At 69.8% G+C, this 25,036-nt stretch carries 28 protein-coding genes and 1 tRNA gene; 15 read left to right on the plus strand and 14 right to left on the minus strand.

Annotation, left to right across the window (positions count from 1 at the left end):
- The first annotated feature begins 167 nt into the window (after positions 1-167).
- Together BN996_RS10080 and BN996_RS10085 are read left to right on the plus strand one after the other, a co-directional pair.
- Positions 168-1,232 carry a S1C family serine protease gene (locus BN996_RS10080; RefSeq protein WP_089778705.1) on the plus strand — a complete coding sequence of 355 codons (1,065 nt, stop codon included), beginning with the start codon at positions 168-170 and terminating at the stop codon, positions 1,230-1,232.
- Between the two features lie 58 nt (positions 1,233-1,290).
- Positions 1,291-1,692: a hypothetical protein gene (locus BN996_RS10085; protein ID WP_089778707.1), complete on the plus strand. Its 402-nt coding sequence runs from the start codon at positions 1,291-1,293 to the stop codon at positions 1,690-1,692.
- Between the two features lie 42 nt (positions 1,693-1,734).
- Here BN996_RS10085 and BN996_RS10090 read toward each other — a convergent pair whose 3' ends face one another.
- The 6 genes from BN996_RS10090 to BN996_RS10115 form a co-directional block, all read right to left on the minus strand.
- Entirely contained in the window at positions 1,735-2,166 is a 432-nt protein-coding gene (locus tag BN996_RS10090; protein ID WP_089778709.1) for a universal stress protein, read from the minus strand.
- A 161-nt stretch (positions 2,167-2,327) separates the two neighbouring features.
- Positions 2,328-2,549 carry a hypothetical protein gene (locus BN996_RS10095; RefSeq protein WP_089778713.1) on the minus strand — a complete coding sequence of 74 codons (222 nt, stop codon included), beginning with the start codon at positions 2,547-2,549 and terminating at the stop codon, positions 2,328-2,330.
- Positions 2,550-2,734: 185 nt separating this feature from the next.
- Positions 2,735-2,929, minus strand: a complete 195-nt coding sequence (locus BN996_RS10100; RefSeq protein ID WP_089778714.1) for a CbaC protein — start codon at positions 2,927-2,929, stop codon at positions 2,735-2,737.
- Positions 2,926-4,695 (minus strand): b(o/a)3-type cytochrome-c oxidase subunit 1, encoded by a 1,770-nt coding sequence (locus BN996_RS10105; protein WP_089778716.1) that lies wholly within the window; start codon positions 4,693-4,695, stop codon positions 2,926-2,928. The genes BN996_RS10100 and BN996_RS10105 overlap by 4 nt, the downstream gene beginning before the upstream one ends.
- Positions 4,695-5,234: a cytochrome c oxidase subunit II gene (locus BN996_RS10110; protein ID WP_089778717.1), complete on the minus strand. Its 540-nt coding sequence runs from the start codon at positions 5,232-5,234 to the stop codon at positions 4,695-4,697. The genes BN996_RS10105 and BN996_RS10110 overlap by 1 nt, the downstream gene beginning before the upstream one ends.
- Positions 5,235-5,462, minus strand: coding sequence for a hypothetical protein (locus tag BN996_RS10115; RefSeq protein WP_089778719.1), 228 nt, complete (start codon positions 5,460-5,462; stop codon positions 5,235-5,237).
- Between the two features lie 165 nt (positions 5,463-5,627).
- Between BN996_RS10115 and BN996_RS10120 the strand changes: the two genes are divergently transcribed.
- The 6 genes from BN996_RS10120 (at position 5,628) to BN996_RS10145 (ending at position 10,566) form a co-directional block, all read left to right on the plus strand.
- Positions 5,628-5,846: a DUF8131 family protein gene (locus BN996_RS10120; protein ID WP_089778721.1), complete on the plus strand. Its 219-nt coding sequence runs from the start codon at positions 5,628-5,630 to the stop codon at positions 5,844-5,846.
- Position 5,847: 1 nt separating this feature from the next.
- A complete protein-coding gene (locus BN996_RS10125; protein WP_089778722.1) occupies positions 5,848-6,642 on the plus strand; it encodes a sulfite exporter TauE/SafE family protein in 795 nt (264 codons plus the stop codon).
- 2 nt (positions 6,643-6,644) lie between these two features.
- Positions 6,645-9,158 carry a heavy metal translocating P-type ATPase gene (locus tag BN996_RS10130; RefSeq protein ID WP_089778723.1) on the plus strand — a complete coding sequence of 838 codons (2,514 nt, stop codon included), beginning with the start codon at positions 6,645-6,647 and terminating at the stop codon, positions 9,156-9,158.
- Positions 9,159-9,224: 66 nt separating this feature from the next.
- Positions 9,225-9,545 carry a hypothetical protein gene (locus BN996_RS10135; protein WP_089779906.1) on the plus strand — a complete coding sequence of 107 codons (321 nt, stop codon included), beginning with the start codon at positions 9,225-9,227 and terminating at the stop codon, positions 9,543-9,545.
- A 30-nt stretch (positions 9,546-9,575) separates the two neighbouring features.
- Complete coding sequence (locus BN996_RS10140) at positions 9,576-10,052, plus strand: universal stress protein (RefSeq protein WP_089778726.1); 477 nt, start codon at positions 9,576-9,578, stop codon at positions 10,050-10,052.
- 73 nt (positions 10,053-10,125) lie between these two features.
- Positions 10,126-10,566, plus strand: coding sequence for a pyridoxamine 5'-phosphate oxidase family protein (locus BN996_RS10145; RefSeq protein ID WP_089778728.1), 441 nt, complete (start codon positions 10,126-10,128; stop codon positions 10,564-10,566).
- Between the two features lie 30 nt (positions 10,567-10,596).
- Here the strand turns inward: BN996_RS10145 and yqeC are convergent, their stop codons facing one another.
- Positions 10,597-11,364, minus strand: a complete 768-nt coding sequence (gene yqeC, locus BN996_RS10150) for a selenium cofactor biosynthesis protein YqeC (RefSeq protein ID WP_089778730.1) — start codon at positions 11,362-11,364, stop codon at positions 10,597-10,599.
- Positions 11,361-13,400: a formate dehydrogenase subunit alpha gene (fdhF, locus tag BN996_RS10155; RefSeq protein WP_089778732.1), complete on the minus strand. Its 2,040-nt coding sequence runs from the start codon at positions 13,398-13,400 to the stop codon at positions 11,361-11,363. The genes yqeC and fdhF overlap by 4 nt, the downstream gene beginning before the upstream one ends.
- Positions 13,401-13,495: 95 nt before the next feature.
- Between fdhF and BN996_RS10160 the strand changes: the two genes are divergently transcribed.
- Positions 13,496-16,357, plus strand: a complete 2,862-nt coding sequence (locus tag BN996_RS10160; protein ID WP_089778735.1) for a cation-translocating P-type ATPase — start codon at positions 13,496-13,498, stop codon at positions 16,355-16,357.
- Here BN996_RS10160 and BN996_RS10165 read toward each other — a convergent pair.
- Complete coding sequence (locus tag BN996_RS10165) at positions 16,347-17,048, minus strand: TVP38/TMEM64 family protein (protein WP_089778737.1); 702 nt, start codon at positions 17,046-17,048, stop codon at positions 16,347-16,349. The two genes, BN996_RS10160 and BN996_RS10165, sit on opposite strands and share 11 nt — an antisense overlap.
- Before the next feature lie 133 nt (positions 17,049-17,181).
- On the opposite strand from BN996_RS10165, the gene BN996_RS10170 reads away from it, so the two are divergent.
- On the plus strand, positions 17,182-17,622 hold the full coding sequence (locus BN996_RS10170) for a universal stress protein (RefSeq protein WP_089778739.1): 441 nt from the start codon (positions 17,182-17,184) through the stop codon (positions 17,620-17,622).
- Between the two features lie 63 nt (positions 17,623-17,685).
- Here BN996_RS10170 and BN996_RS10175 read toward each other — a convergent pair whose 3' ends face one another.
- A complete protein-coding gene (locus BN996_RS10175) occupies positions 17,686-18,111 on the minus strand; it encodes a universal stress protein (RefSeq protein ID WP_089778741.1) in 426 nt (141 codons plus the stop codon).
- Positions 18,112-18,300: 189 nt separating this feature from the next.
- Between BN996_RS10175 and BN996_RS10180 the strand changes: the two genes are divergently transcribed.
- The 4 genes from BN996_RS10180 (at position 18,301) to BN996_RS10195 (ending at position 20,620) form a co-directional block, all read left to right on the plus strand.
- Positions 18,301-18,771 carry an HTH domain-containing protein gene (locus BN996_RS10180; RefSeq protein WP_089779908.1) on the plus strand — a complete coding sequence of 157 codons (471 nt, stop codon included), beginning with the start codon at positions 18,301-18,303 and terminating at the stop codon, positions 18,769-18,771.
- 209 nt (positions 18,772-18,980) lie between these two features.
- Positions 18,981-19,967, plus strand: coding sequence for a class I SAM-dependent methyltransferase (locus BN996_RS10185; RefSeq protein ID WP_089778743.1), 987 nt, complete (start codon positions 18,981-18,983; stop codon positions 19,965-19,967).
- Between the two features lie 92 nt (positions 19,968-20,059).
- Positions 20,060-20,132 (plus strand) — tRNA-Thr (locus tag BN996_RS10190).
- A gap of 248 nt (positions 20,133-20,380) precedes the next feature.
- Positions 20,381-20,620: a cyclophilin-like fold protein gene (locus BN996_RS10195; protein WP_167344124.1), complete on the plus strand. Its 240-nt coding sequence runs from the start codon at positions 20,381-20,383 to the stop codon at positions 20,618-20,620.
- A 62-nt stretch (positions 20,621-20,682) separates the two neighbouring features.
- Here BN996_RS10195 and BN996_RS10200 read toward each other — a convergent pair whose 3' ends face one another.
- Positions 20,683-22,860 carry an amino acid permease gene (locus BN996_RS10200; RefSeq protein WP_089778745.1) on the minus strand — a complete coding sequence of 726 codons (2,178 nt, stop codon included), beginning with the start codon at positions 22,858-22,860 and terminating at the stop codon, positions 20,683-20,685.
- Complete coding sequence (locus BN996_RS10205; RefSeq protein WP_089778747.1) at positions 22,857-23,279, minus strand: NAD-binding protein; 423 nt, start codon at positions 23,277-23,279, stop codon at positions 22,857-22,859. Before BN996_RS10205 ends, BN996_RS10200 begins: the two co-directional genes overlap by 4 nt.
- 232 nt (positions 23,280-23,511) lie before the next feature.
- Between BN996_RS10205 and BN996_RS10210 the strand changes: the two genes are divergently transcribed.
- On the plus strand, positions 23,512-23,991 hold the full coding sequence (locus tag BN996_RS10210) for an Lrp/AsnC family transcriptional regulator (protein ID WP_089778749.1): 480 nt from the start codon (positions 23,512-23,514) through the stop codon (positions 23,989-23,991).
- A 60-nt stretch (positions 23,992-24,051) separates the two neighbouring features.
- On the opposite strand, the gene BN996_RS10215 is transcribed toward BN996_RS10210, so the two are convergent.
- Both BN996_RS10215 and BN996_RS10220 read right to left on the minus strand, forming a co-directional pair.
- Complete coding sequence (locus tag BN996_RS10215; protein ID WP_089778750.1) at positions 24,052-24,489, minus strand: Rieske (2Fe-2S) protein; 438 nt, start codon at positions 24,487-24,489, stop codon at positions 24,052-24,054.
- A gap of 290 nt (positions 24,490-24,779) precedes the next feature.
- A complete protein-coding gene (locus BN996_RS10220; RefSeq protein WP_089778752.1) occupies positions 24,780-24,989 on the minus strand; it encodes a DUF7542 family protein in 210 nt (69 codons plus the stop codon).
- Between the last annotated feature and the right edge of the window lie 47 nt (positions 24,990-25,036).

The following is a 25,036-nucleotide window of genomic DNA, read 5'->3' on the forward strand; positions in this document are numbered from 1 at the left end:
GGGGGCCTCGCGGCATCGCTTCGGTGGCAACCCACGGCCGCCGCCTCCGTCCGGGTTCCGCGGGTGACAGTCGTGTCCGTTGTCACCACGCGACACGCTCAAATCCACTGGGCACTAACCCGAGGTAAGCGACGCCCGAGCGGTATGTGCCGCCCCGTCGCACCACCATGCCAACGCATCCCGATTTCGAAGCGCTGTACCGCGACGTCATCCCCTCGGTCGTCTCCGTCTACGTCGGCGGCCGCCGCCGGCTCGGTGGGGCGGGCAGCGCCTTCGTCTACGACGACCGGCATCTCGTCACCAACGAGCACGTCTCGCGGCTCGCCGACGCCGGCGACGCCGGCCGGGTCGAACTCCGATTTGCCGACGGGTCGTGGCGCGTCGGCGAGGTCGTGGGCGCGGACGCCTACACCGACCTCGCCGTCGTCGCCGTCGACGACCTGCCCGACGACGCCGCGGCGCTCCCACTGGCGGCCGACAACCCCGCGCCGGGGCGGTCGGTCGCCGCGCTCGGCAACCCGCTGGGCCTCGACGGCTCCATCTCCGCGGGCATCGTCTCCGGGGCGAACCGGTCGCTTCCCACCTCGAACGGCTTCGCCATCCCGGACGTGGTCCAGACGGACGCCCCCATCAACCCCGGCAACTCGGGCGGGCCGCTCGTGGGATTCGCCGCCGGGGAATCTGACGGCGACGCCGACGCCGACGACGCCGGGGCCGCCTACGAGGTCGTCGGCGTCAACCGCGCCAAGCAGGGCGATAACATCGGCTTCGCCGTCTCGCCGGTCATCGCCAATCGCATCCTCCCGGCGCTCGTCGCCGACGGACGCTACCGCCACTCGTACCTCCGGGCGCGCACCCTCGACGTGACGCCGACGGTTGCCGACGCGAACGACCTCGACGCGCCGCACGGCGTCCTCGTCGTCGACGCCGCGGGTTCCGACGGGGACGAGGGCTTCCTCCACGGCTGTCGCGGGACGGCCGACTACCGCGGCACGGAAATCCCCGTCGGCGGCGACGTGCTCGTCGCCATCGAGGGCAACCCGGTCCGCACCCACGAGGAGTTGATGCGCTATCTCATCACCGAGACGCGCCCCGGCGAACCCGTCGCCGTCGGCATCGTCCGCGAGGGCGACCCGCTGACGCTCGTCGTCGAACTCGACGAGCGCCCCGCCGTCGACCGCGACGACCGGAGCGACCGCGGCGGCGGCGGCAGTCGTATCCCCGTGGAGTAGGCGGACCGCGGCCGCACGAGAGAATAGAATTTTGACAGTTCCGGACGAACGTGCGACTGTGCCTCCGACATCTACGACACCGGCCGACGGCGGTTCGAACGTCGTTCCGCCGGACAAGTCGCTGTTCGCCGAAATCGCCCCGTTCCGTCTGGCGGTCGGCGTCGTCTTTTGTGCCTTCGCCGTCGGCGCGGTCGCCTTCGGCTGGCTCCCGCCGATGAGCGCCGACGTGGTCGGCATCGCGCTCCTCTGTGTGGTCTTCCTCGCCGGCGGCTTCGTCCCGTTCAACGAAACCCTCGCGTTCTACGTCGCGCAGGCCGCGGCGTTCCTCGTCTGGGGCGCGCTCCGACTGGCGGTCGACGGCTTCGACGTGATTCCCCTCCTGTTGGGCGCGGCCGGAGCCGTCGGCCTCGCGGTCTACGGCCGACGGGCGCTCCGTGACGGACTCAGGGCGCTGGTCTGAGTCTGATCGAGCGGCTCCGGCTCCGAGCGAGCGAGTCTGCGCTCACTCTCTGACGGTCAACACCGGCACCTCGGCGAGCCTGACGACCCGTTCGGTCGTGCTCCCGAGAATCGCGTGTTCGAGGCCGGTCCGCCCGTGGGTCGCCATCACCACGAGGTCCGTGTCGGCCTCGGCGACCGCGTCGAGAATCTCCCGGTACGGCACGCCGATGCGGACTTCGGTCTCGCAGTCGACGCCCGCGTCACCGGCGAGCGATGCAATCTCCTCGACGGCCATCTCGGCGGCGTCCCGGAGGCTCGCGCGCACTCGCTCGACCGGCACGTCAGCGGCAGTCCACAGTCCGAGGTCGCCGGCGTCGACGACCGCGAGGACGTGAATCGCCGCGCCGTAGGCGCTCGCGAGGTCGATTGCCCGGCGGGCCGCCGCGCGGGAGCGGGCGCTGCCGTCGGTGGGGACGAGGACGGTGTGGTACATGTCATTCTATTGGTGTTCGAGCGATATCGCTTTTCGCCTCGGCGGCGCGGCGGGCGTCGATGCGAGAGGAATAGTCACCGTCGGCCCGGTGCGGCCGCTCGGCGGGACGGGTCGCGGAGAACGGAAGTCAGCGGAGCCGTGGTCGGTCGGTGACGACGCTCTCAGACGCGGGTGCGCGGCTTGGGCGCGACCCGACGGACGCTCGCGGCGGCCGCGACGAGCAGACCGCCGAAGAGGACGGACACGAGGAGTTCGGGGGCGACGGTCAGGCCTTCGATGCCGCCGAGGGTCGTAAACAGCGCGTAGCCGGCGACCGCCGTGAGGGCGATGCCGATGACGACCGCGAGGCCGATGCCGGCTTTCATCAGGTCGAGGTTGCTCATGGTCGCTTAGACGTAGGCGAGACTACGGAATATAAACGGAGACTGCTTCTCAACGACCGGGAAACTGGCCGAGCGTCTCCCCCGATATCGCGGGGGATTTATGTCGGTACGCGGGTCGTCGCGCGACGGTACCGCGGCGACGAACCGGAAAATCAGGGGGTCGAAACTGCGAGTCGAGCCGTCGGTTACGCCGCCGACTCCGACCCCTCGCCGTAGAGCCCGTACAGCACGAACAGCAGGGCTAAAAAGAGGAACTCGATGACCGCCACGGCGATGAGCGGGAGCTCCACGTTGAAGAAGCCCGCGACCGTGCGGAGTTCGATGGCGACGGGGACGCTGAACGCGATGAGGATGAGCGCCCGCGCCTTCGTGAGCCTCACGCGACCACCCCCCAGAGGGTGTTGAACGCGCTCGTGACCGTCGTGGCCGCGAGGTCGAAGCCGGCCGAGACGGTCGCCGGGGCGGGGAGGCCCCCGCCGAACAGCCCGCCGCCGTTCTGGATGATGCCGGCCAGCGGGAGCGTGTACGCGAGCACGACGAGCACCGCCGCGATACCGGTCCACATCGCGAGGTTGTCGAGGACGCGCGGGCTTCCCTCGGGCCCCGAAAGCGGCTCGGGCAGGTGGGAGTCGACCGGCCGGTCGGACTCCTCGCCGAGCGAGGTCAGGAGGATGTTGAACAGGAACAGCACCACGGACAGGAACAGGAGCGTCCCGCCGAGGGCGATCTGCACCCGAAGCTCGAAGATGCTCCCGATGGGCGTCACGAAGTCGAAGTTCTGGTACTGCGGTTCGGCGGTGCGCCGCGGGATGCCGGCGAGGCCGGCGCGGTGCATCGCGTTCGACATGAACACCATGCCGACGAACCACATGATGACCTGCAGGAGGCCGATGGGCCGGCTGTAGAGCTTCGTGCCCGTGACCTGCGGGACGAGCCAGTACGACCCGGCCATCATCGTCAGCGCGACGGCCGTGCCGACGGTGAGGTGGAAGTGCCCCGGCACCCACAGCGTGTTGTGGATGAGGTAGTTGATGTTCATCCCGGCGTTTATCATGCCGGAGAAGCCGCCGGCGGCGAACATCGCGCCCGCGAGCGCCATCCCGGTGAACGCGGGGTCGCGCCACGGGAGCGCGCCGAGCCAGCGGAGGTAGCCCTCACCGCCGCGCTGACGCGCGCCGTGTTCGATGCTCGCGACGACCGTGAAGGCCGTGAGCAACGACGGGAGCAGCAGGAACATCGTGTTCGTCATGGCGATGAACTTGAAGCCCTCCGCGATGCCCGGGTCGAGGTACTGGTGGTGAATCCCGACCGGCGTCGAAAGCAGGAGGAACAACACGAACACCACGCGCGCGAGGGGGTCGCTGAACAGCCGCCCGCCCGCGAGCTTGGGGAGCACGGTGTACCAAAGCAGGTACGCCGGCATCAGCCAGAAGTAGACGATGGGGTGGCCGAAGTACCAAAAGAGCGTCCGCGTCAGAAGCGGGTTGACGCTCTCGATGAGGCCGAGCGACCACGGGATGAGGAAGAACACCACCGAGACGGCGACGCCGAGGGTGGAGACGTACCACATGATCATGGTCGTGAGGACCATGAACGTCTGTAGCGGGATGCGCTCGTCCTCGTGGTCCCGCCGCCACGCGCGGTACGAGAGGAACCAGTCAGCGCCGGCGAGCCACGTGCCGACGATGAACATCGCGAGGCCGATGTAGAATATCGGGTGCGCCTGCAGCGGCGCGTAGAACGTGAACAGCACGTCCGCGCTCATGCCGAGGTTCGGGACGAGGCCGCCGAGGATGGCGACCGTGGCCAGAACCGTGCCGGTCGTCATCAGGCCGACCCACGCCCACGAAAACAGCGCGCTTTCGGCGGGTCGGTCGAGGCTTCTGGCGACCGCCCAGTGGAACACCCCACAGAGGAAGAAGATGGTGAAGACGATGGCGAGAAGCACGCCGTGGCCCGTCAGCACCGTGTAGTAGTCCGCCGAGTCGATGACGCGGAGGACGTTCGTGCGGTGAAGCGCCTGAATGAGGCCGAAGAACGCGCCGATTCCGAGCGAGACGAACGCGATGAGGAAACTCGCCTTGACGATGGCCGCCTCGTCTGGGAACTTATCGACGAACTCGCCGCCGCCGGATGCGGTCGCCATCAGTTCTCAGCCTCCCCGTCCGCCTGTTGCTGTTCGTACCAGCTGTCGAATTTCTCTTGTTCCATAACCACAATCTGCCCTTCCATCACGTGGTGGCCGGAGCCACAGTACTCGTTACACAGCAACCCGTACTCGCCGGGCTCGCCGAACTCGACGGTGAACTCCGAGACCTGCCCGGGAATCGCCATCGTGTTCGCGTTCGTGCCGACGACTTCGAAGCCGTGGATGACGTCGGCGGCGGTCACGTGGAACGTGACCGTGCTCCCGGCGGGGACGCGGAGCGGCTGCGTCGTGCCGGGTTCGAAGACGAACTGGCGGGCGACGACGTACACGTCGTAGCTGTTCTCGCCGGTCCGCTCGATACCGGGGTCGCCGAACTTCGGATGCTGGTCGAGCGTCGCCGGGTCGACCGTGCCGCCCTTGTCGTCTATCATGTCGATGCCCGCGCCGGCGGCCCCGTACGTAATCGTCCCGATGAACCCGACGATGAGGACGAGCGCCAGCGCCAACCAGAGTTTCTCGTAGGCGTGTATCTCCATCTATCCAACCACCGTGAGGCCCCGTCCGAGGAACTCGACGAAGTACATGAACACCCACATGCCGATGAGAATCGCCATGTAGATGAGCACGAGCACGAGCGTCCCGACCGGGTCGAAGTCGTCGTGTCCGAGTTCGCGAACGATGCCGTCGTCGGCCGTCCCGACGATAGAATCCACCGGGGGCTCGGCCTGCCCGGAATCTCCTTGGGAATCCGCGTTTGCTGGCACGCCTCCGTCGGTGGAAGTGCGCGCGGCAGAGGACGCGGCTCCCTCTGCTGTCGAATCAACGGCCATACCCGGTCATGAGGAATAACGGGACTTTAACGCAACACCCCATTCCAACGCGGTGGGAATAGGCGAAATCAGAAACACCGTGGTCGCGAATGGACCGATATGGAACTCACGCCACGGCGCGCCGGAACCGTCGCACTGCTCGCGCTCCTGCCAGCGGTCATCTTCGGCGTGACGAAGAACCCCCTCGCGGGCGTCGTCACGGCCGTCAACGTGCTTCTCATCTCCACGGTCATCTACTTCCTCATGAGTCCGACCGAGGGCGGACACGGCCACGACGGCGACGCCGACCACGAGACCGACGCCGAACACGCCGCCTGAGATGGACGGCGGCATCTCGCTCGGACTGCCCGCCGCGACGCCCGAGGCAATCGCGTTCCTCCTCGTCGGCCTCTTCGGCGGGGCACATTGCCTCGGGATGTGCGGCCCGCTCGTCAGCGTCTACGCCGACCGCCTCGCCGACCGCGAGGGCGTCGACAGCCGGTCGCTCACGCTCCGGCAGGTCCGCCAACACGCCCTGTTCAACGTCGGGCGGGCGCTGAGCTACGCGGCCATCGGGGCCGTCTTCGCCCTCGTCGGCGGCCTGTTTTTCGACGCGTTCGACTCGGTGGTCGCCGTCGGCAGCGGCGTCCGCGGGGCGACCGGTCTGCTCGTCGGGGCCGCCATCATCCTCACCGGCGTCGGCTACCTCGTCGGGCGGTCGACCGCCATCGACCGGTTCACGCCGGCCGCGGTCACCCGCCTGTTCGGCCGCGTCAGCGGGTGGGCGACCGCCCGCGTCGACAGCCTCGTCGGCGGCCCTCGAATCCTCGGCCTCGGGGCGATTCACGGCCTGCTCCCGTGTCCCATCATCTACCCGGCGTACCTGTACGCCTTCTCGACGGGCGAGCCGCTCCGGGCCGCCGCCCTCCTCGGCCTGCTCGGTCTCGGGACGATTCCGACGCTGTTCCTCTACGGGACGCTTCTGGGCCGCGTCTCGGCGCGCCGGCGGGCGACGCTCCACCGGGCGCTCGGGGCGGCGTTCCTCGTCCTCGGCTACATCCCGCTGTCCCACGGGCTGATGCTTCTGGGCGTGTCGGTCCCGCACCTTCACGTGCCCTTCTACCAACCGTTGTGACGATGTCGACCACGACGCGGTCCCGCGGGTCGGCCGGCGGCGGGAGCGACGGCGACGACGCCGAGGGCTGTGACCTCTGCGGACTGCTGACGCCGACGCCGCCGGTCACCGGCGACGAGGTAGACGGCGAGTTCTGCTGTCGCGGCTGTCTCGAAATCACCCGCGCGCTCGGCGACGCCGCGAGCGCCGACCCCGAGACGGTCGAGCGCGAACTCGCGGGCGAGGCCGACGCGGTGCCCGACGACGCCGAGCGGACCTACATGGCCGTCGACGGGATGCACTGCGCCACCTGCGAGGCGTTCGTCTCGGGCACCGCGCGGACCTGCGAGGGCGTCTACGCCGCGGAAGCCAGCTACGCCAACGACATGGTCCGCGTCACCTACGACCCCGAAACCGCCGACTTGGACGGGCTGTCGGGGACGCTCGCGCGCTACGGCTACGGCACGCGCGACCCAGAGGAACGCGAGGCCGCCGAGCGCTCCGACAACCAGGTCGCCCGCTTCGTCATCGGCGGCGGCGTCTTCGGCATGATGGTGATGCTGTGGTACGTCCTGTTTCTGTACCCGACCTACGTCGGCTTCCAGCCGGTCGTCGAACTCGGCGTGTTCGACGGCATCTACATCCTCGGCAACATCTGGGTGATGACCTCCATCGTCCTGTTTTACACCGGCTTTCCCATCCTCCGCGGGGCGCTCGTCAGCCTCCGCGCCGGCCAGCCGAACATGGACCTGCTCGTCTCGCTGGCGGCGACGAGCGCCTACGTCTACTCGACGGCCGCCGTCCTCGTCGGCGAGACCCACGTCTACTTCGACGTGACCGTCGCCATCATCCTCGTCGTCACGCTCGGCAACTACTACGAGGACCGCATCAAGCGGAAGGCCGCCGGGATGCTCTCGGACCTCGCGGCCTCGCGCGTCTCGGAGGCCCGCCGGCGAGTCGCGGGCGGGGCGGACAGCCCCGGCGACGCCGCCGTCGAGACGGTCGCGCTCGACGCGCTCGAATCGGGGGACCTCGTGGAGGTTCGGCCGGGCGAGCGCGTGCCGGTCGATGGGACGGTTCGCGAGGGGACCGCCGCGGTCGACGAGGCGCTCGTCACCGGCGAGTCGATGCCGCGGACGAAGCGCCCCGGCGACGACGTGCTCGGCGGCACTGTCGTCACCGACCGCCCGCTCGTCGTCGCGGTCGGCGAGGACGCGACGAGCACGCTCGACCGGTTGGTCGAACTGCTCTGGGACATCCAGAGCGCCCGCTCGGGCGTCCAGCGCCTCGCCGACAAACTGGCGACCATCTTCGTGCCGACGGTGCTCGTCCTCGCCGCCGTCGCCTTCGGCTGGACGCTCGTCCGCGGCGGCACGCCGACCGAGGCGCTCCTCGTCGGCCTCACTGTCCTCATCGTCTCGTGTCCCTGCGCGCTCGGCCTCGCCACGCCCTTGGCGGTCGCCTCCGGCATCAAGGAGGCCGCGAGCCGGGGCATCGTCGTCGCCTCCGAGGCCGTCTTCGAGGCCGTCCCCGACGTGGACGTGGTCGTGTTCGACAAGACCGGGACGCTCACCGACGGCGACATGGCGGTCCTCCGCGTCGTCGGTGACGGCGAGACCGAGGGCGGGAGCGACGTTGGCGAGCAGGGAGACGGGAGCGACGACCGCGACGACGAACCCGCCGCGCTCGCCGCGGCCGCCGCACTCGAACGCTTTTCGGCGCACCCGCTCGCGACCGCTGTCGTCGAGGCGGCCGAAGACCGAATCGAGGAGGGGGACGCGAACGCGACGATTCCCGACGTTTCGGTCGACGACGTGACCGTCCACGACCGCGGCGTCTCCGGCGAACTCGACGGCGAGCGCGTCGTCGTCGGCCACCCCGACCTCCTCCGCGATGAGGGCGTGACGCTCGCGCCGGCCCACGAGACCGCCGTCGAGGCCGCCCGCGACGAGGGCGCGGTTCCCGTCGTCGTCGGCTGGGACGGGCGCTCTCGGGCGGTGCTCGTCGTCGGCGACGAACCGCGCGAGGCGTGGGACGACGTGGTCGCCGCCGTCGCCGCGGGGGGACGCCGCGAGGTCGTCGTTCTCACGGGCGACTCCGAGCGCGCCGCGCGACGGTTCCGCGACCACCCGGACGTGACGGACGTGTTCGCGGGCGTCCCGCCGGAGGCGAAAGCCGAGACGGTCGAGCGCCTCCGCGCCCGGGGGACCGTGGCGATGGTCGGCGACGGGAGCAACGACGCGCCCGCGCTCGCCGCCGCCGACATCGGCATCGCGCTCGGCACGGGGACGGACATCGCGGGCGACGCCGCCGACGCGGTGCTCGTCGGCCGCGACATCGACGCGATTCCCGAGGTGTTCTCGCTTTCGACCGGGGTGAACCGCCGCATCCGCGGCAACCTCGCGTGGGCGTTCGGCTACAACGCGGTCGCCATCCCGCTGGCCGCCCTCGGCGTGCTCAACCCGCTTTTCGCCGCCGTCGCCATGGGCACGTCGAGCCTGCTCGTCGTCGCCAACTCGGCGCGGTCGCTCGACTGAGTCGCCTTTCCGAGACGATCGCCGAAAGCGGACCAATCAAGTCGCTCCGTCCCGTCGGGAACGATGATGACAGACGACCCCTTCTCGCTCGCCGTTCCGGAGGGGTGGACCGTCGAGACCGACGTGGACACCGACGAGGCGAGCGCCAAGACCGTCTACGAGTCGCCCGACTCGGACCGGCGCGTCACCATCACCGAGTTCGCGCGGGGGCTGACGCTCTACTGGTGGGTCGATATCTTCGCGTTCGCCGACGGCGAGTGGCACCGCCGCGAGGTGGGCCTCGGCGACTCCTACCGCGACGCCGACGACGTGAGCGACGCCGCACAGGAGGCGCTCGACCGACTCGCGTCGTCCGGCGAGCGAATCGAGTCGGTGGCCGACGACTGATTTATCACGGTCGCAGAACGACCGGAACGCATGTACCTCGTCGCCTACGACGGCTCTCGGCTGGCGAACGCCGCGCTCGATAGGGCCGCGCAGTTCGCGTCGGCCACCGGCCACGACGTGCTCGCGGTCGCCGTCGTCCCCGACGATTCGGCGTACGCCGTCGAGGCGGGGTGGGTCCCGTCGCGGGAGGTGTTCGACCGGCAGACGGTCGTCGGAGAACTCCACAAAACCGCGGTCGACATCGCGCCGTCGGCGTCGTTTCGGGCCGTTTCAGTCGGTCGAGACCCCGCACCGGGGAACATCGTCTCGAAGCTCAGAGCGGTCGCGTCCGAGGCGGACGCGGCCGTTGTCTTCGTCGGCAGCGAGAACGCGGGTCGCGTCGTCGTCCCGCTGGTCAGCGTCGGCGGCAACGTCGCGAGCGACGACACACACGACGTGCACATCGTCCGCCACGCGCCCCCGGAGGTTCGCAAGCGGTTCCCCAAGTCGCAGTTCTATCTCCCCTGAGGTTCGACCCGACGCCCGCGAACCCGCCTTCGGCGCACCACCGTTTCATGTGACGAGAGCGCGAACGACACGTATGCGAGATATCAGATACGTTTACACCGTCGGGACCGACCCCGAAACGGTCGCCGAACGCCTCGCGGACGCCTCGTCGGGCGTGCTGTCGCTGGCCGACGGCGGCCGCTCCTACGCGATTCCAGCGCACGTCTTCTACGACGCCGACGGCGACCGGCTCCTGTTCCGTCTGACCGACGACGGCGGAAGCGAGAAGCTCGCGTTCATCGAGGAGACCGAGGAGGCGACGTTCGTCTGCTACGAGGACGCGGGCGAGGACTCGTGGAGCGTCATGGCCCGCGGGGCGATTCGGGTCCTCCCGGACGACGAGCGCCCCGACGCGGCGACCATCAACGAACTGTTCGGCGGCGTCCGCGTGTTCGACGAGGAGGTCGACGACCTCGACTTCCACCTCGTGGAGCTCGAACTCGACGAGCTGACGGGCCGCGAGACCGCCAGATAGTCGCCTCGCGGGTGTCGGCCTCGCGGGGTGTCAGTAGAACCCGACGACCGGGTCGTCGTCGGCCAGCGACGTCGCCACCACCCGTTCGACCCGGGGATGCTCGCAGAGCCACCCGGCGATTTCGTCGGCCGTCTCGGCCAGCCGCTCGTCGTCCACCATGTCGAGGACCGGGACGACCCGCGCCGTCTCTGGCACATCTTTCATCCCGCCGCGGTCGTTCGCCAGCACGGCGGCCACGTCCCACTCGGATATCGCGTCGCCGACGGCCGTCCCCGACACGTCGGAGACGAGTTCCGGTCGGTGGACGCGCTCGTCGGTGAGCGGTTCGCCCACCACCCGGACGCTGGCGACCGGGCAGACGAGGTCGGCCGTGTCGGGGAGTTGCGGTTCGTCCTCGCCGGGCGCTTTCAGCCAGCGCGAGCGCGCGCCGTCGGCTTTGACGAGCACCACGTCGTCGGTGGCGCGCGCGACTCGATCGACCGTCGCCGGGTCGTAGCCGCGGTAGCGGTCGGGGCGCTCGCGCTCCGCGACGACGCCGAGCGGGCGGGTCGGCGTCTCCACCACGGCGGTCTCGGGGGTGTCGGTGACGACCACCTCGGCCACCTCGTCGTCGAAGACGGAGATGCGGACGGTGCTCGTGAGCACGCCGTCGAGGTCGCGGGCGAGGTGGGAGAGAAGCGACTGTTTGCCGCCCGCGCCGACGGCGCCGACAGCGCAGACGAGGTCGTCCGGGCCGATGCCGAGGGCGTCGGCGAGCGTCGGGAGCGACGCGGGGGGCGCAGACGGGCCCTCAGTCATCGGCCGCCCTCCACCGGCGCGACCGTCACGCGGACGGCGCTGTGTTTGTACTCGGGAATCTTCGCCACCGGGTCGAGCGCGTCGCCGGTCAGTCGGTTCACGAGCGGGTCGGCGTAGTGGAACGTGGCGAAGACGGTCCCGCGGCGGACGGCGGGCGTCACCTCGGCCGCCACCGTGACCTCCCCGCGGTCGTTTTCGACGCGGACGGTCGCCCCCTCTTCGATGCCGCGAGCGGCGGCGTCGTCGGGGTGTATCTGCAGGCTGTCCTCGCCGCGCATCCGCATCAGCACGCCCGAGCGTCGGGTGAGCGCGCCGCTGTTGAAGTGCTGGAGCACCCGCCCCGTCACGAGGACGAGTTCGCCGTCGGCGACGGGGTCCGCCGGGTCCACGTGTTCGACCGCCCGGAACGGGGCGGTCTTCGACCCCGATTCGAACGCGTCGGCGTGGAGGACTGCGGTCCCCTCGGTCGCGCCCTCGGGGAACGGCCAGCGCTGGCTCCCCGCGCCGATGCCGTCGTAGGACATCCCGGCGTAGATGGGCGTCACCCGCCGGAGTTCCTCGAAGACGCCCTCGGGGGTCGCGGGCGCGTCGAGGCCGGCCACGCGGGCGGCGAGCTCCCGGAGGATATCGAGGTCCGCGCGGGCGTCGCCCGGCGGCGCGACGTTCCGGTTCATCCGGATGACCTGCCGGTCGGTGTTCGTCACCGTCCCCGACTTCTCGGCCCAGACGCTTCCCGGGAGCACCACGTCCGCGAATTCGGTCGTCTCGGTCGGGAACACGTCGTGGACGACGCAGAAGTCGAGGGATTCGAACGCTTCGCGGACGCGGTTCGCGTTCGGCTCGGTCACGGCGGGGTTCTCGCCGAAGACGTAGGCCGCCCGCACCTCGTCGCCGAAGCGGTGGGTCGCTTCGACCTCCGTGAGCCCCGGCAGGGCGGGGGGTTCGAACCCCCACGCGTCGGCGACGGCGGCGCGGGCGTCGTCGTCGGTGACGGGGCGATACCCCGGCAGGACGTTCGGGAGCGCGCCCACGTCGCCCGCGCCCTGCACGTTGTTCTGCCCGCGGAGCGGGTTGACGCCGGTCCCCGCCTTGCCGACGTTGCCGGTCAGGAGCGGGAGGTTGATGAGCGCCTGCACGTTGTCGGTGCCGCAGTGGTGCTGGCTCATCCCCATCCCGGTGAAGACGGCCGCGCGGCCGGCCTCGCCGTAGGCTCTCGCGGCGGCTCGGAGGTCGTCGGGGTCGACGCCGGCGCGCTCGGCTTCCGCGTCGATATCGAGCCCCGAGAGGTGCTCGCGGAGCGCCTCGAACCCCGTGGTGCGCTCGGCGACGAACGCCTCGTCGACCAGCCCCTCTTCGATGATGACGGCGGCCATCGCGTTGAGAAGCGGGATGTCGAACCCCGACTCGACCGGGAGGTGGATGTCGGCGGCCTTCGTCGTCTGGTTCTCGCGGGGGTCGACGTGAATCATCGTCGTCCCCGACTTGAGCGCCGGAAGCAGGTACGACCGGAAGATGACCGGGTGCTGTTCGGCGGGGTTCGCGCCGGTCACGAGGAACACGTCGGCCTCGCCGAGGTCCGAAAGCGAGTTCGTCATCGCCCCCGCGCCGAAGCGGTCGCCCATCGCCGCCACCGTCGAGGCGTGACAGAGCCGCGCGCAGTTGTCGACGTTGTTCGTCCCGAGCGCCCGCGCCGTCTTCTGCAGCAGGTAGTTCTCCTCGTTCGTGCAGTTCGACGACGCGAAGAAGAACGCCGAGTCGGGGCCGTGGTCGGCGACGACGCGGGAGAACTCGCGTTCGATGCGGTCGAACGCCTCGTCCCACGTCGCCTCGACGAGCCGGCCGTTCACTCGCACCAGCGGGGTGGTCAGGCGCTCGTCGTGTTCGACCACGTCCCACGCCGCGGCCCCCTTCGGACAGAGCTCACCCCGCGTGTTGACGGGGCCGTCCCACCCGACTGCGCTCCCGCGGTCGGCGTCGTAGCGGATGCCGCAGCCGACGCCGCAGTACGGACAGACGCTCTCGCTCGATGCCGCCACCCGATTAGACACGCTGACACACCACACACATGGTCGAACGTGCGGCCCGAACGGTATTCATCGTACCGCCGACTGCGGCGGGGTGAAAATCGCCGGTGGACATACGTCGATTCGTGTCGTTCGGTCGAACCGTGCACGAGCAGGTACCCGCGCGTCGGGAGGACGAGGAAGCGAGCGGACGCGAGGGCGTCCCGTGGCACGCGCTCGAAGGCGGGGCGGCGCTGGAGCGACTCGGGTCGAGCCGCGACGGCCTCGACCCCGACGACGCGGCCCGCCGACTCGACGAGGAGGGACCGAACGAACTCGCCGACGAGGAGGGCGTCTCGCCGCTTTCGCTTCTCGTCTCGCAGTTCACCGGGCCGCTCATCCTCCTGCTTTTCGTCGCCGCGGGCCTCTCGCTCGCCGTCGGCCTCCTGCCCGGCCGCGACCCGGGCTACACCGACGCGGCGCTCATCCTGCTCATCCTCCTCGGAAACGGTCTGTTCGGGTTCGTACAGGACTACCGCGCCGAGCAGGCGCTCGCGTCGCTCCGGGAGATGGCGACGCCGGAGGCGACGGTCCGACGCGGCGGCTCGATTCGGGCGGTCCCCGCGACCGAGGTCGTGCCGGGCGACGTGGTCGTCCTCGAAGCGGGCGACGCCGTCCCCGCCGACGCCCGTATTCTCACGGCGGCCGACTGCCGCGCTGACGAGTCGACGCTGAGCGGCGAGAGCGTCCCGGTCGACAAGGCGGCCGAGGCGGTCGACGCCGACGCGGCGCTGGCCGACCGGGGGAGCGTCCTCCACGCCGGGACCACCGTGGTCAGGGGCCGCGCGGAGGCCGTCGTCGTCGCCACCGCGATGGACACCGAACTCGGGGGCATCGCCGACCAACTCGGGCAGGCCCGCCAGCGCGAGACGCCGTTCGAAATCGAGGTCGACCGCCTCGGCCGCCGCATCGGCGTCGGCATCGTCGCGCTCATCCTGCTCATCGCGGCGGTCCAGCTGTTCCTCACCGCCACCGACCCGGTGGTCGTCCTCCTCGTCGCCGTCACGCTCGCCGTCGCGGCCGTCCCCGAGGGCCTCCCGGCTGTCGTCACCCTCACCCTCGCGCTGGGGTCGCGGACGCTCATGGAGCGCAACGCGCTCGTCCGCAACCTCGCGGTCGTCGAGAGCCTCGGCGCGGTCGACTACATCGTCACCGACAAGACGGGGACGCTGACCGAAAACCGCATGACCGTCACCCGCGCGTGGCTCCCCGACGACCGGACGGTCCAGCTGGACGGTGACTCGGCGTCGACCGTCGCCGCGTCCGCGTCCGAAAACGGCGGCGCATCGGCCGCGACCGACGCGGCAGCCGCGGCAGACTCGGCGTCCGCGACCGCCTCGGACCCGGGTCCCGGCCCGGACCCGGCGCTCGCGGCGCTCCTGTCCTGCGGTGCCCGCTGTAACGACACCAAAGAGCTCGACGGCGGCGACCACCGCGGCGACCCCACCGAAGTCGCGCTCGTGACCGCCGCCTTCGACGCGGGCCTCGACGGCTCGCGCGACCCCGACGGCAGGCTCCGCGAGGTCCCTTTCACCTCCGAGCGAAAGCGGATGTCGGTCGTCGTGGACGACTTCGACGCGCCCGGCGACGGTCCCGTCGCGCTCGTGAAGGGCGCGCCCGAGGAAATCGTCGCGCGGTGCGACCGCGTCCTCGTCGACGGCGGAATCGAGCCGCTCACCGACGAGCGCCGCGAGCGCGTCGAAGCGACCGTGACCGCCTTCGCCGACGACGCGCTCCGCGTGCTCGGGTTCGCCTACGCGCCCGGCGTCGACCCCGACGCCGACGACGAGACGCTCGAATCGGGACTCGTCTTCCTCGGGCTCCAGGGCATGACCGACCCGGCGCGCGAGGGCGTCGCCGAGGCGGTCGCCGACTGCCTCGACGCCGGGATTCGGGTGACGATGGCGACCGGCGACACCCCGCGGACGGCCCGCGCCATCGCCCGCGAGGTCGGCATCGACGCCGACTCGGTCGTCACGGGGACCGAGGTGGCCGGGATGGACGACGCGGAACTCGGCCGGGTCGTCGAGGAGACGAACGTGTTCGCCCGCGTCGCGCCCGAGCACAAGGTCCGCATCCTCCGGGCGCTCCAGGACGCGGGCTACACGGTGGCGATGACCGGCGACGGCGTCAACGACGCGCCGGCGCTCGGCAACGCCGACGTGGGCATCGCCATGGGCGACCGCGGGACGCAGGTCGCACAGGGCGCGTCGGACGTGGTGCTCCGCGACGACAACTTCGTCACCATCCGCGACGCCATCGCGGAGGGCCGCGGCATCTTCGACAACATCCGCAAGTTCGTCAACTACCTGCTGTCGGCGAACGCCGGCGAGGTGCTCGTCGTCTTCCTCGGGACGCTCCTCGGCGCGGCGCTGTTCCCCGAGGTGTTCGCGGCCGAGTCGGCGCTCGTCATCACGCCCGTCGCGCTCCTGTGGCTCAACCTCGTCACCGACGGCTTCCCTGCGCTCGCGCTCGGCGCGGACCCCAAGTCGAACGACGTGATGCGCAGACCACCACGCCCCCGCGACGAGGGCGTCCTCGACCGCCGGACCATGGCCTCGATTCTCGGCATCGGCGTCGCGCTCACCGCGACCGGACTCGGCGTGTTCTTCTACGCGCTCGACCAGTCCGGCGACCTCGTCGTCGCCCAGACGGTGCTGTTCACGTTCCTCGTCACCGCCGAGTTGGTCCGCACGCAGTCGGTGCGGCTCCGATACCGGCTGTCGCCGCGTTCGAACCCGTGGCTCCTCGGCGCGGTCGGCCTGTCGCTCGCGCTCCACCTCGTCCTCCTGTACACGCCGGTCGCCGACCTCTTCGGCGTCGTCCCGCTCGGGCTCACGGAGTGGGGCTGGGTCGCGGGCGCGTTCGTCCCGTTCCTCGCCGCGAACCTGTGTCTGGTGTGGCTCAACGACCGGCTTTTCACCCAGTGAGCGACCCAAGCGCGCCCATGAGCCGGTCGCGGTAGAGGTAGCCGAGGACCGACGCCGCGAGCAACGCGCCGACGAAAATCGCGGTGAGTTCGGCGTTGCCGTCGGCGGCGGCCGCGCCCGCGAGGTTCACGAGTAGGAAACCGGGGAGCCGACCCACGGCCGCGACGAGGACGACCCTCCGAACCGGGACGTCGGTGAGGCCGGCGGCGAAGCAGACGGCGTCGTCGGGGAGGCCGGGAACGAGGAAGACGAGAAAGAGGACGGCCAGCCCGTGAGTCTCCATCGCGTCGTCGAACACGGCGAGCGCCTCGGGCGTGACGACGCGCTCGACGTACGGACGGCCGAGCGCCCGCGCGAGGCCGACCGCCAGCGCCGTCCCGAGAACGATGCCGACCATGCTGTAGACCGTCCCCCAGAGCGCGCCGAACAGGTAGCCGCTGGCGAACCCGAGGGCCTGTCCGGGGATGGGTGCGACGAGGACCTGCGCGATTTGCACGCCGACGAACGCGAGGGGCGCGAGCGCCCCGAATCCGAGGAGCCACGTCCGCAACGCCGTCGGGTCGGCGAGGAACGGAAAGCGGTCGACGAGCGTCGTTCCGACGACGGCGACGACGGCGACGACGACGGCGGCGAGCGCGAGGGTCCGCCACCGGTCCCGCCGCGATTCAAAGAGGTCGGGGACGGATAACACGGGTGGCTACTCGCACGCCGCGGGGAAAAGCCCGGCGCGCCCCGCGACCCCGCCGAGCAGCCGTCGGAGCCGACGCCATCACCCGCCGCTCCCGCGAGTGCTTTTGTGCCAAGAAAGCGTAGCAATAATCGTTATGGAAACGATTCTCGTCGCCGTCGACGGCTCCCCGCTGTCGAAGCGCGCGTTCGAACAGGCCCTCGCGCACGCCGACTCGACGGTCCTCGCCCTGCACGTCATCAACCCGACCGACCCGGGCTACAGCGCCCCGTTCGACGCGGACATCAGCACGGAACCGCTCCACGGCTCCGAGGAGTGGTACGAGCGGGCGCAGGAGCTCGCGGACGGAATCTTCGAGGAACTCGCGGCGCTGGCCGACGGGAGCGGGGTCGAACTCGGGACCGAGACGCTCCGCGGCGACCCCGCGCGGACCATCGTCGATTACGCGCGCCGGAAGGGCGTCGACGCGGTCTACCTCGGCGGCCACGGCCGCGCCGGCGAGACGGACCTGCTTTTCGGGAGCGTCGCCGAGTTGGTCGCCGGGCGCGCGCCGATGAGCGTGATGGTCGTTCGCTGACGTCCGCGCTCGCGGCCCGTCGGTCGTTCCGCAGTCGGCCGGTCGCCCGCCGTTCCTGCCGAATCACTCGCCGTCCGTCACCGGCGGCACGCACAGCACCGGGACGTCCGAGAGCCTGACGACCCGCTCGGCGACGCTCCCGAGCAGGTATCGCTCCAGCCCGCTCGTCCCGTGGGTCCCCATCACCACGAGGTCGATGCCGCGCTCCTCGCCGTAGTCGATGATGGTCTCGTGCGGCAGGCCGACGCGAATCTCCGTCTCGACGGGCACGTCGCGGTCGGCGGCGCGGGCGGCGACGTCGCCGACCGCCGTCTCCCCGCGCGTCCGCGAATCGTCGTCGACGGGGGCGTCCGCGTGGCCGGTTCGAACGTCGACGACGTAGAGGACGTGCAGGGCGGCCCCGTAAGTCGCCGCGAGGTCGACGGCGTACTCGGCCGCGCGGGTCGCGTGGGCGCTACCGTCGGTGGGGACGAGGATGTGGTCGAACATGTCGTCACAGACGCGCTCCGGGCGAATAAAACCGAACTCGGCTCCGCCCGAACCCGGCCCCGCGTCGTTCACCTTCCGGCACACGCCCGCCGCGCCGCGCTCGCTCGCGTTCCCGATTCCCGGCGGGTGGGAAGAATGAGTTCGGCTTATTCTCGGTCCGACCGTACCCTCTAGCGGGTGGTGAGGAGCATGCAGACCGACGGCGAACGGAGGGTGGAACTGTGGATACGGCCGATTCGGGACGGCCTCGGCGAGGAACACCAAGCGCTGATCGTCCGGCTCGAACGTCTCGCCGACGGGGGGGTCGTCGACGACGTGTGCGTCCGCACGTGGGGGCGGAACGTGGACGTCGAGTCCGACGTCGCACCGACGAAGCGAGACGCCGTCGTCCGCGAGCGACTCGCCGAGTGTCGGCACTGGGCGCGAACGGAAGGGGTCGCGCTCCCGACGCTCGACGAGCGGGCGACGGTCGGCTCCGGTCGGATGGGACCCGAACACGACGCGGTCGTCCTCCCGCGGACGCTGGGGATCGTCTTCCGGGGCGACGACATCGAGGCCGTCTTCCCCCACGAGCGAGACGAGGGGGCTCGAACGTTCGCCGACTGGGTCGAGACCGCGGAATCGTTCCTCGGCATCGACCACGAACACGTCGAGGTGTGACTCGGGGGCGGGTCGCCACCCGGAACACACGGTGAATCGGGGGGGCGAACAAGGGGCGAATCGGAGGGCGAGCCGAGGAACCCGAATTTTTCGAACGCCGAGCGCCGAGCGCCGCGAGCGGCGCGCCCGCCGGAAGGGGTTCCTCGCGGCGTCCGCGGGGGCCTGCGGCGAAGCGTCACCCTTACTCGGGACCGCGCAGTGGTGGAGATATGAACGTCCCCTGCGTCCGCGTGCCCCGCGAGTCGGGCGAGGCGGCGCGCCGACGCCTCGCCGACGCCGGCCTGCTCGACCACGACCACGAGATTACCGTCTCCGAGGGGACGCTCTACATCCCCGTCGTCGACGCCGACGCCGTCCCCGAGGACTTGGCGGTCGTCGACTACGAACCGCCCGCCCGCGAGACCCAGACCACGCCCGCCGACCTGCTCGGCTTCGAACCCTCCTACGAGCGCCTCGGCGACATCGTCATCCTCGACGAGGACGACCCCGACCGCGCCCGCGACATCGCCGACGCCATCGTCGCCTCCGACCTCAAGGCCGAGACGGTCGTCAACCGCGCCTCGAAAGTCAAAGGCGAACTCCGCGTCCGCGACTGGGACGTGCTCGTCGGCGACTCGACCGAGACGGTCCACCGCGAGTACGGCCACGAGTTCCGCCTCGACATCGACACCGTCTATTTCTCGCCCCGACTGGCGACCGAGCGCCACCGCGTCGTCGAGGCGGTCCGCGAGGGCGAGCGCGTCTTCGACATGTTCGCCGGCGTCGGTCCGTTCGCCGTCCCGGCCGCCGCCGCGGGCGCGGAGGTCGTCGCCTGCGACCTCAACGAGGCGGCCGTCGCGTTCCTCCGCGAGAACGCCGAGCGGAACGACGTGGCCGACCGGCTCACCGCGATTCACGGCGACGTGCGCGAGGTCGCCGCCGACTACGAGGGCTGGGCCGACCGGCTCATCATGAACCTCCCGCACAGCGCCGGCGACTTCCTCGACACCGCCGTCCGCCTCGCGAGCGACGACTGCGTGATTCACCTCTACGACATCCAACACGAGGACGACCCCTTCGGCCCGGGACTCGCCGCCGTCCGCGCCGCCGCCGAACCGACCTACGAAGTCGAGGTCGTGACCGAGCACGTCGTCCGGTCGTACGCCCCCCACGAGTACAACGTCTGTCTCGACGTTCGCCTGACGAAGCGGGCGTGAGCGGGCTGGTGCCGAACGGCAGACACCGGGCTGATTCGCAAGTCTTAATTACGTAACCGGGGTACGGAAGAATGCGTTCGAAAGCCCACCGCGCCGGTGTAGCTCAGCTGGCAGAGCGATTCCTTCGTAAGGAATAGGCCGAGGGTTCAAATCCCTCCACCGGCTCTTTCTGTCGAACGAAGTGAGACGAAGAGCCCTGTGTGGAGGGATTTGAAGCGGGGAGCAAATCGAAGATTTGCGACCGAGGTTCACAATCCCTCCACCGGCTTACTTTTTCAGCGAACTAACTCGTCGAGCACCTCGTGTACCTCGCGCTACGTCCGTTTGGTTCGGATTACAAACTGGGGTCCTTCGACTCGGGCGCTCCGACGCCGTCGCTCGGGAATACAAGGAGCACCCTCGGGAGTTACCCGATGAGTGGCTGTACGGCTCGGCCGCACCGTCATAGCGGTTCCGACGACGGCGTCGACCCCGAGGTCGGGGACATCACCTACTACGCGCCGTGGGGGAACCTCGCGGTATTCTATCGGGAGTTCGGCTACGCGTCCGGACTCGTCAAACTCGGCCACATCGAGTCGGGAACCGAGCGGCTCGAAGACCTGGACGGGGAGACCACCGTCAGCATCGAACTCGCGGATGGGCCACCGTCCTGACGCCGGTCTCTCCGACCGAACCCGACGCCGCGGCCCCGCCGACCCAAACGCCGTGGCGTCGGCTAGAACGTCAGGCGTTCGAGCAGTCGCTGTGCGAATCCCGGTCGGCGCGAGCCGTGCGGGTAGACGGTTATCGTCGTACACCGCGGGCTCGGAGCGGTCGGTCGGTCGGCGAAGCGGACGTTCCGAAGTCCACGGTCGGGACCGCGACGGACCACCACGTCAGGCTCCTGCGGTCGCCCTCCGTCGGCCCGTAGCGGCTCCGAGCGGACCGAGACGGAGAGCAACTGCGAAAGCTCGGCCTGATACTCGCCGACCGTTCGCTCGTACTGTTCTGTCATCTTCGGATTCGCGGGCTGTCGGAGCACCACGTCGCCCCCGCTCGCGGCGGCGACGGCCGCCGCGACGCTGACCGCTCGCGGCGGATACGGCCCGCCGTCTCCGGAGAGCACGACCCGTTCCGGACTGTCGTAGCCGAGGTTATCGACCAAGAGCACGTCGCAGGGCGCGTGGCGGACGACCCAGTCGATTGGGTCGCCGAACAGCCGCGAGCGGAGCCGAAGCGGCTCGTGTTCGGCCACGACGGCGTCGACCCCGCGGCCGCGCGCGAAGTTGACCACCGCGTGTTTCGTGTCGTGGCTCACTATCTCGTCGGCCTCGATGTCGACGCCCAGTTCCGCCGCGAGCGCCTCGATTCGCGCCTCGTACGAGCGGTCCGCGGGCGACTGCGCCGCGGCGTCTTCGGTGAGCGGGACCTGGTCGGGCACCTCCTCGAATCGGACGACGACGACGCGGCCGTCGTCGGGGCGAACGAGGTCGGCGGCGACGGCGACGAGCGAGCGCTCGCGACCGTCGTCGAGGTCCTTCGTGAGCGCGACGAGCACCTCGCGAGGGGTCTCGTTCATCGCCGATTCCGTCCGGGTGAGCGCGCTCTGTCCGACTTGTCGGCGAACGGCGTCCGTGACGACACCTTCGCGGCGCACCCGCGACCGGGCGTACAGCACGTACCAGACGACGCTCCCGAGCGTGATGACGACGGCCCCGAGCAGGGCGGTCGAGCCCATCTGCGTCAGCAGGAGCGCCGCGGTGACGACGCCGAACACCTGCACCCACGGGTAGAGCGGCGAGGTGAACTCGGGGTCGTACTCCGCGTTCCCCTCGCGGAAGGCGACGACGGCCACGTTGATGAGGCCGAACACCAGAATCTGGAAGGCGCTGGCGAGCTTGGCGATGTCGAGAATCGGGACGAACGCGATGAGCACCAACAGCACCGCGCCGGTGAGCGTAATCGAGGCGACGGGCGTCCCGAACCGGTCGCTCACCGCCGAGAACGACGGCGGCGCGAGCTTGTCCCGACTCATGGCGAAGGGGTACCGCGACGAGGAGAGCACGCCCGCGTTGGCCGTCGAGACGAGCGCGAGGATGGCCGCGAGGATGACCACGACCACGCCGGCTTGGCCGAGCGTCGCCTCGGCGGCCACCGCCATCGGCGTGAGCGATCCGGCGACGCTCCCGGGGTCCGTCACGCCGACCAAGACCGCCACGATGGCGACGTACAGGACCGTCGTGAACGCGAGCGAGCCGAGGATGCCGAGCGGGATGTTCCGGCCGGGGTTCTCGACCTCCTCGGCGATGCTCGCGACCTTCGTCACGCCCGCGTAGGAGACGAACACCAGGCCGGTCGCGGCGAGGAGACCGCCGAGACCCGCGTCGAAGAAGCCGGCGTAGTTGGCCTGCTGGACGCTGGGGGCGCTCCCCGCGGCGAACCAGCCGAGGGCGGCCAGCATGACGACGACGATGGCGACCTGCAGGCGACCCGTCTGCTTCGCGCCGACGACGTTGACGAGTATCAACACGGCCGCGAGTCCCAACGCGACGGGCTGGAGCGGGAGGTCGAACAGGAGAAGCAGGTACGGGACGCCGCCGACGAGCGCGAGCGCGCCCTTGAACGACAGGGAGAACCACGTGCCGACGCCGGCGACGGTCCCGAGCAACGGACCCATCCCCCGTTCGATGTAGATGTACGTCCCGCCGGCTTTCGGCATGGCGGTCGCCATCTCGGACTTCGACAGGGCGGCCGGCACGACGAGCAGGCCCGCGAGGGCATACGCGACTATCACCGCCGGTCCCGCGACTTCGAGCGCCAGCGCGGGCAGGATGAAGATACCGCTGCCGATCATCGCACCGATGCTTATCGCGAAGACCGACGGCAGTCCGAGGTCGCGTTCCAACTCCTTCATACGGCCCCCGCGAGCGTGCCCGACAGGACGGACGTCGCACAGACCGGCTGGTGGCCGGCGTCGGCGAACATCTCGAAGCGGTCCGGCGTGTTGACCAACACGACGACGTGCTCGACGTCGAAGCGGGCGCGAACGAGCTGTGCGATAAGCAGGTTCCGGCTGTCCGACGCCGTGGCCACGACGACCGTCGACGCGGACGCGACGTCGGCTTCCGTCAGAGTTCGGACGTCCGCCGGGTCGCCGCGAACCCCGTCGGTCTCCGACCGATCGTGAAGCTCGTCGACCACGCGGACGGCGCGGCCGTCCGCTCGCAGGTGCCGGGCGACGGCGGAACCGAGGTGTCCGCCGCCCAAGACGTGGTACGTACGCTGTTCACAGTCCGTGAGTCGCTCGTCTGCGACGGAGTGATTCGACGTCATGTGTGCTGAGTGTGGTGGGCCGGATTTGGCTCCGGCCGTGTGTACACCCCCTCCGTGACGGAAGTGCTTAAACTAGCGCATTATTTTGACGGGTCGTCAAATAAATCTCCTACAGAAATCGATACGTCATTATATTCTGGACGACCAGTCAGCGCGTCGGGGACCGCTGCCGGACACGGACACGACGCATGGAACAGACTCATAGTCGCACCGTGTCCAGCATAGGCCACGCATGAAAGACGGCGAGTTAGACTCGGTAGACAGGCGCATCCTCTACTATCTCCAGCAGGACGCCCGAGGAACGTCGTCCAGCGACATCGCGGAGAAGCTCGGTCTCTCGTCGAGCACCGTCAGAACGCGGCTCAACAGGCTCGAAGACACCGGCATCGTTCGCGGCTACCACGTCGACATCGACTACGACCTCGCGGGCTACCCGCTGTACACGAAGATAATCTGTACCGCGCCCGTCCCGGAGCGCTCCGCGTTGGCGAACTGGGCGCGCGACGTCCACGGCGTGACCGCGGTTCGAGAGATAATGACCGGCGAGCGGAACGTGTACGTCAACGCCATCGGGAGGGACCACGACGACCTCAATCGCATCAGCGAGGAACTGGACGGGCTCGGGCTCGACATCGTCGACGAACAGCTCATCCGCGACGAGTTCGTCTGCCCGTATCACGGGTTTCTCGACGAGGACGGCGCTGACCAGTAGGCGACCAGTACACCGCCGTTGGCGACGGCGCAGCGGCGACGGGGACCGTCGAAGGGGCGCTCAAAACCCGATGTGCGACGTCGAACTCGGGATGTCGTCGTCGTCCTCGTCGTCTTCGTCCTCTCGCGCCGCGCCCGCGGAGAGGTAGGTGTAGTCGTCGTCGGTCAGGAAGACGCCGCCGTCGGCGACCGCGATATCCACGTCTGGGAGGCTGGTGCCCGCCGCCTCGCCGTTTTCGCACGCGCCGGAACAGGCGTCGAACATCGACCCGTGTTTCGGACAGATAATCTCGCCGTCGCGCATCGCCGCGCCGGTCCCGCGGTCGAACCGCTGGTTCTCGTGGGTGCAGGTGTTCGGCCACGCTTCGATGCCCGGCTCGTCGTCGCACCGAACGAGAATGAGCTCCTTCGTCCGCGAATACGCGTCCTCCGCGGTGAACAGATACGACCCGTTTTCGGGGACCTCGTCCACGGCCGCGACTCGGGTTCCGTCGACCATCGGGCGGAGCTATCGAGCGAGCGAAAAAGTAGCTACCGGGTCTATCGCGGCATCCGCTGGGAGAGCGACCGAATCGAGTCCGCCGATTACACCGACGTGAACCGATTCCACACTGCGCGACAGTCGCTACAGAGGAGTCCCGTGAACTCGTCTATCGCGTGCCTCCGGACCGTCGTATCTCGTCCGCACCGTTCACACCACATACCCTCTCGTTCGAGGGAATGTCGTATTGTTATGAAGCTCATATCCGCCGACTCGACCCCCGAGGCGGCCCGACGGTCGGCACACGCTCAGCGGTCTCCATCGACGTTCACGCCGCAGACGCCCGCCTCGTCGCCCATCCGCTCCACACCGGGCGGGAACCGACCCAGCTCCCAGTCGGGGTCGTGTCCCGTCTCCGCGCGGTGTTCTTCGATTCGGAGGCGCGCGTCCGCGAGCTTCGAAAAGCGCTCTTCGAGTCCGCACGTCGGGCAAGAAACCGTCGCACGAGGAGTCGACATCAGTCGGATGAACCACGGCAGTCGAGATAGTTCCGTCGGGTCCGTCC

This window comes from Haloferax massiliensis (assembly GCF_001368915.1).
Classification (GTDB): Archaea; Halobacteriota; Halobacteria; order Halobacteriales; family Haloferacaceae; genus Haloferax; species Haloferax massiliensis.

Bases quoted from the DNA above. Each gene is read 5' to 3' on its own strand.
- BN996_RS10080 (WP_089778705.1), top strand. From the start codon at position 168: ATGCCAACGCATCCCGATTTCGAAGCGCTGTACCGCGACGTCATCCCC.
- BN996_RS10090 (WP_089778709.1), bottom strand. From the start codon at position 2,166: ATGTACCACACCGTCCTCGTCCCCACCGACGGCAGCGCCCGCTCCCGC.
- BN996_RS10095 (WP_089778713.1), bottom strand. From the start codon at position 2,549: ATGAGCAACCTCGACCTGATGAAAGCCGGCATCGGCCTCGCGGTCGTC.
- BN996_RS10105 (WP_089778716.1), bottom strand. From the start codon at position 4,695: ATGGCGACCGCATCCGGCGGCGGCGAGTTCGTCGATAAGTTCCCAGAC.
- BN996_RS10110 (WP_089778717.1), bottom strand. From the start codon at position 5,234: ATGGAGATACACGCCTACGAGAAACTCTGGTTGGCGCTGGCGCTCGTC.
- BN996_RS10120 (WP_089778721.1), top strand. From the start codon at position 5,628: ATGGAACTCACGCCACGGCGCGCCGGAACCGTCGCACTGCTCGCGCTC.
- BN996_RS10125 (WP_089778722.1), top strand. From the start codon at position 5,848: ATGGACGGCGGCATCTCGCTCGGACTGCCCGCCGCGACGCCCGAGGCA.
- BN996_RS10130 (WP_089778723.1), top strand. From the start codon at position 6,645: ATGTCGACCACGACGCGGTCCCGCGGGTCGGCCGGCGGCGGGAGCGAC.
- BN996_RS10135 (WP_089779906.1), top strand. From the start codon at position 9,225: ATGACAGACGACCCCTTCTCGCTCGCCGTTCCGGAGGGGTGGACCGTC.
- BN996_RS10140 (WP_089778726.1), top strand. From the start codon at position 9,576: ATGTACCTCGTCGCCTACGACGGCTCTCGGCTGGCGAACGCCGCGCTC.
- BN996_RS10145 (WP_089778728.1), top strand. From the start codon at position 10,126: ATGCGAGATATCAGATACGTTTACACCGTCGGGACCGACCCCGAAACG.
- yqeC (WP_089778730.1), bottom strand. From the start codon at position 11,364: ATGACTGAGGGCCCGTCTGCGCCCCCCGCGTCGCTCCCGACGCTCGCC.
- BN996_RS10170 (WP_089778739.1), top strand. From the start codon at position 17,182: ATGGAAACGATTCTCGTCGCCGTCGACGGCTCCCCGCTGTCGAAGCGC.
- BN996_RS10175 (WP_089778741.1), bottom strand. From the start codon at position 18,111: ATGTTCGACCACATCCTCGTCCCCACCGACGGTAGCGCCCACGCGACC.
- BN996_RS10180 (WP_089779908.1), top strand. From the start codon at position 18,301: ATGCAGACCGACGGCGAACGGAGGGTGGAACTGTGGATACGGCCGATT.
- BN996_RS10185 (WP_089778743.1), top strand. From the start codon at position 18,981: ATGAACGTCCCCTGCGTCCGCGTGCCCCGCGAGTCGGGCGAGGCGGCG.
- BN996_RS10195 (WP_167344124.1), top strand. From the start codon at position 20,381: ATGAGTGGCTGTACGGCTCGGCCGCACCGTCATAGCGGTTCCGACGAC.
- BN996_RS10200 (WP_089778745.1), bottom strand. From the start codon at position 22,860: ATGAAGGAGTTGGAACGCGACCTCGGACTGCCGTCGGTCTTCGCGATA.
- BN996_RS10205 (WP_089778747.1), bottom strand. From the start codon at position 23,279: ATGACGTCGAATCACTCCGTCGCAGACGAGCGACTCACGGACTGTGAA.
- BN996_RS10210 (WP_089778749.1), top strand. From the start codon at position 23,512: ATGAAAGACGGCGAGTTAGACTCGGTAGACAGGCGCATCCTCTACTAT.
- BN996_RS10215 (WP_089778750.1), bottom strand. From the start codon at position 24,489: ATGGTCGACGGAACCCGAGTCGCGGCCGTGGACGAGGTCCCCGAAAAC.
- BN996_RS10220 (WP_089778752.1), bottom strand. From the start codon at position 24,989: ATGTCGACTCCTCGTGCGACGGTTTCTTGCCCGACGTGCGGACTCGAA.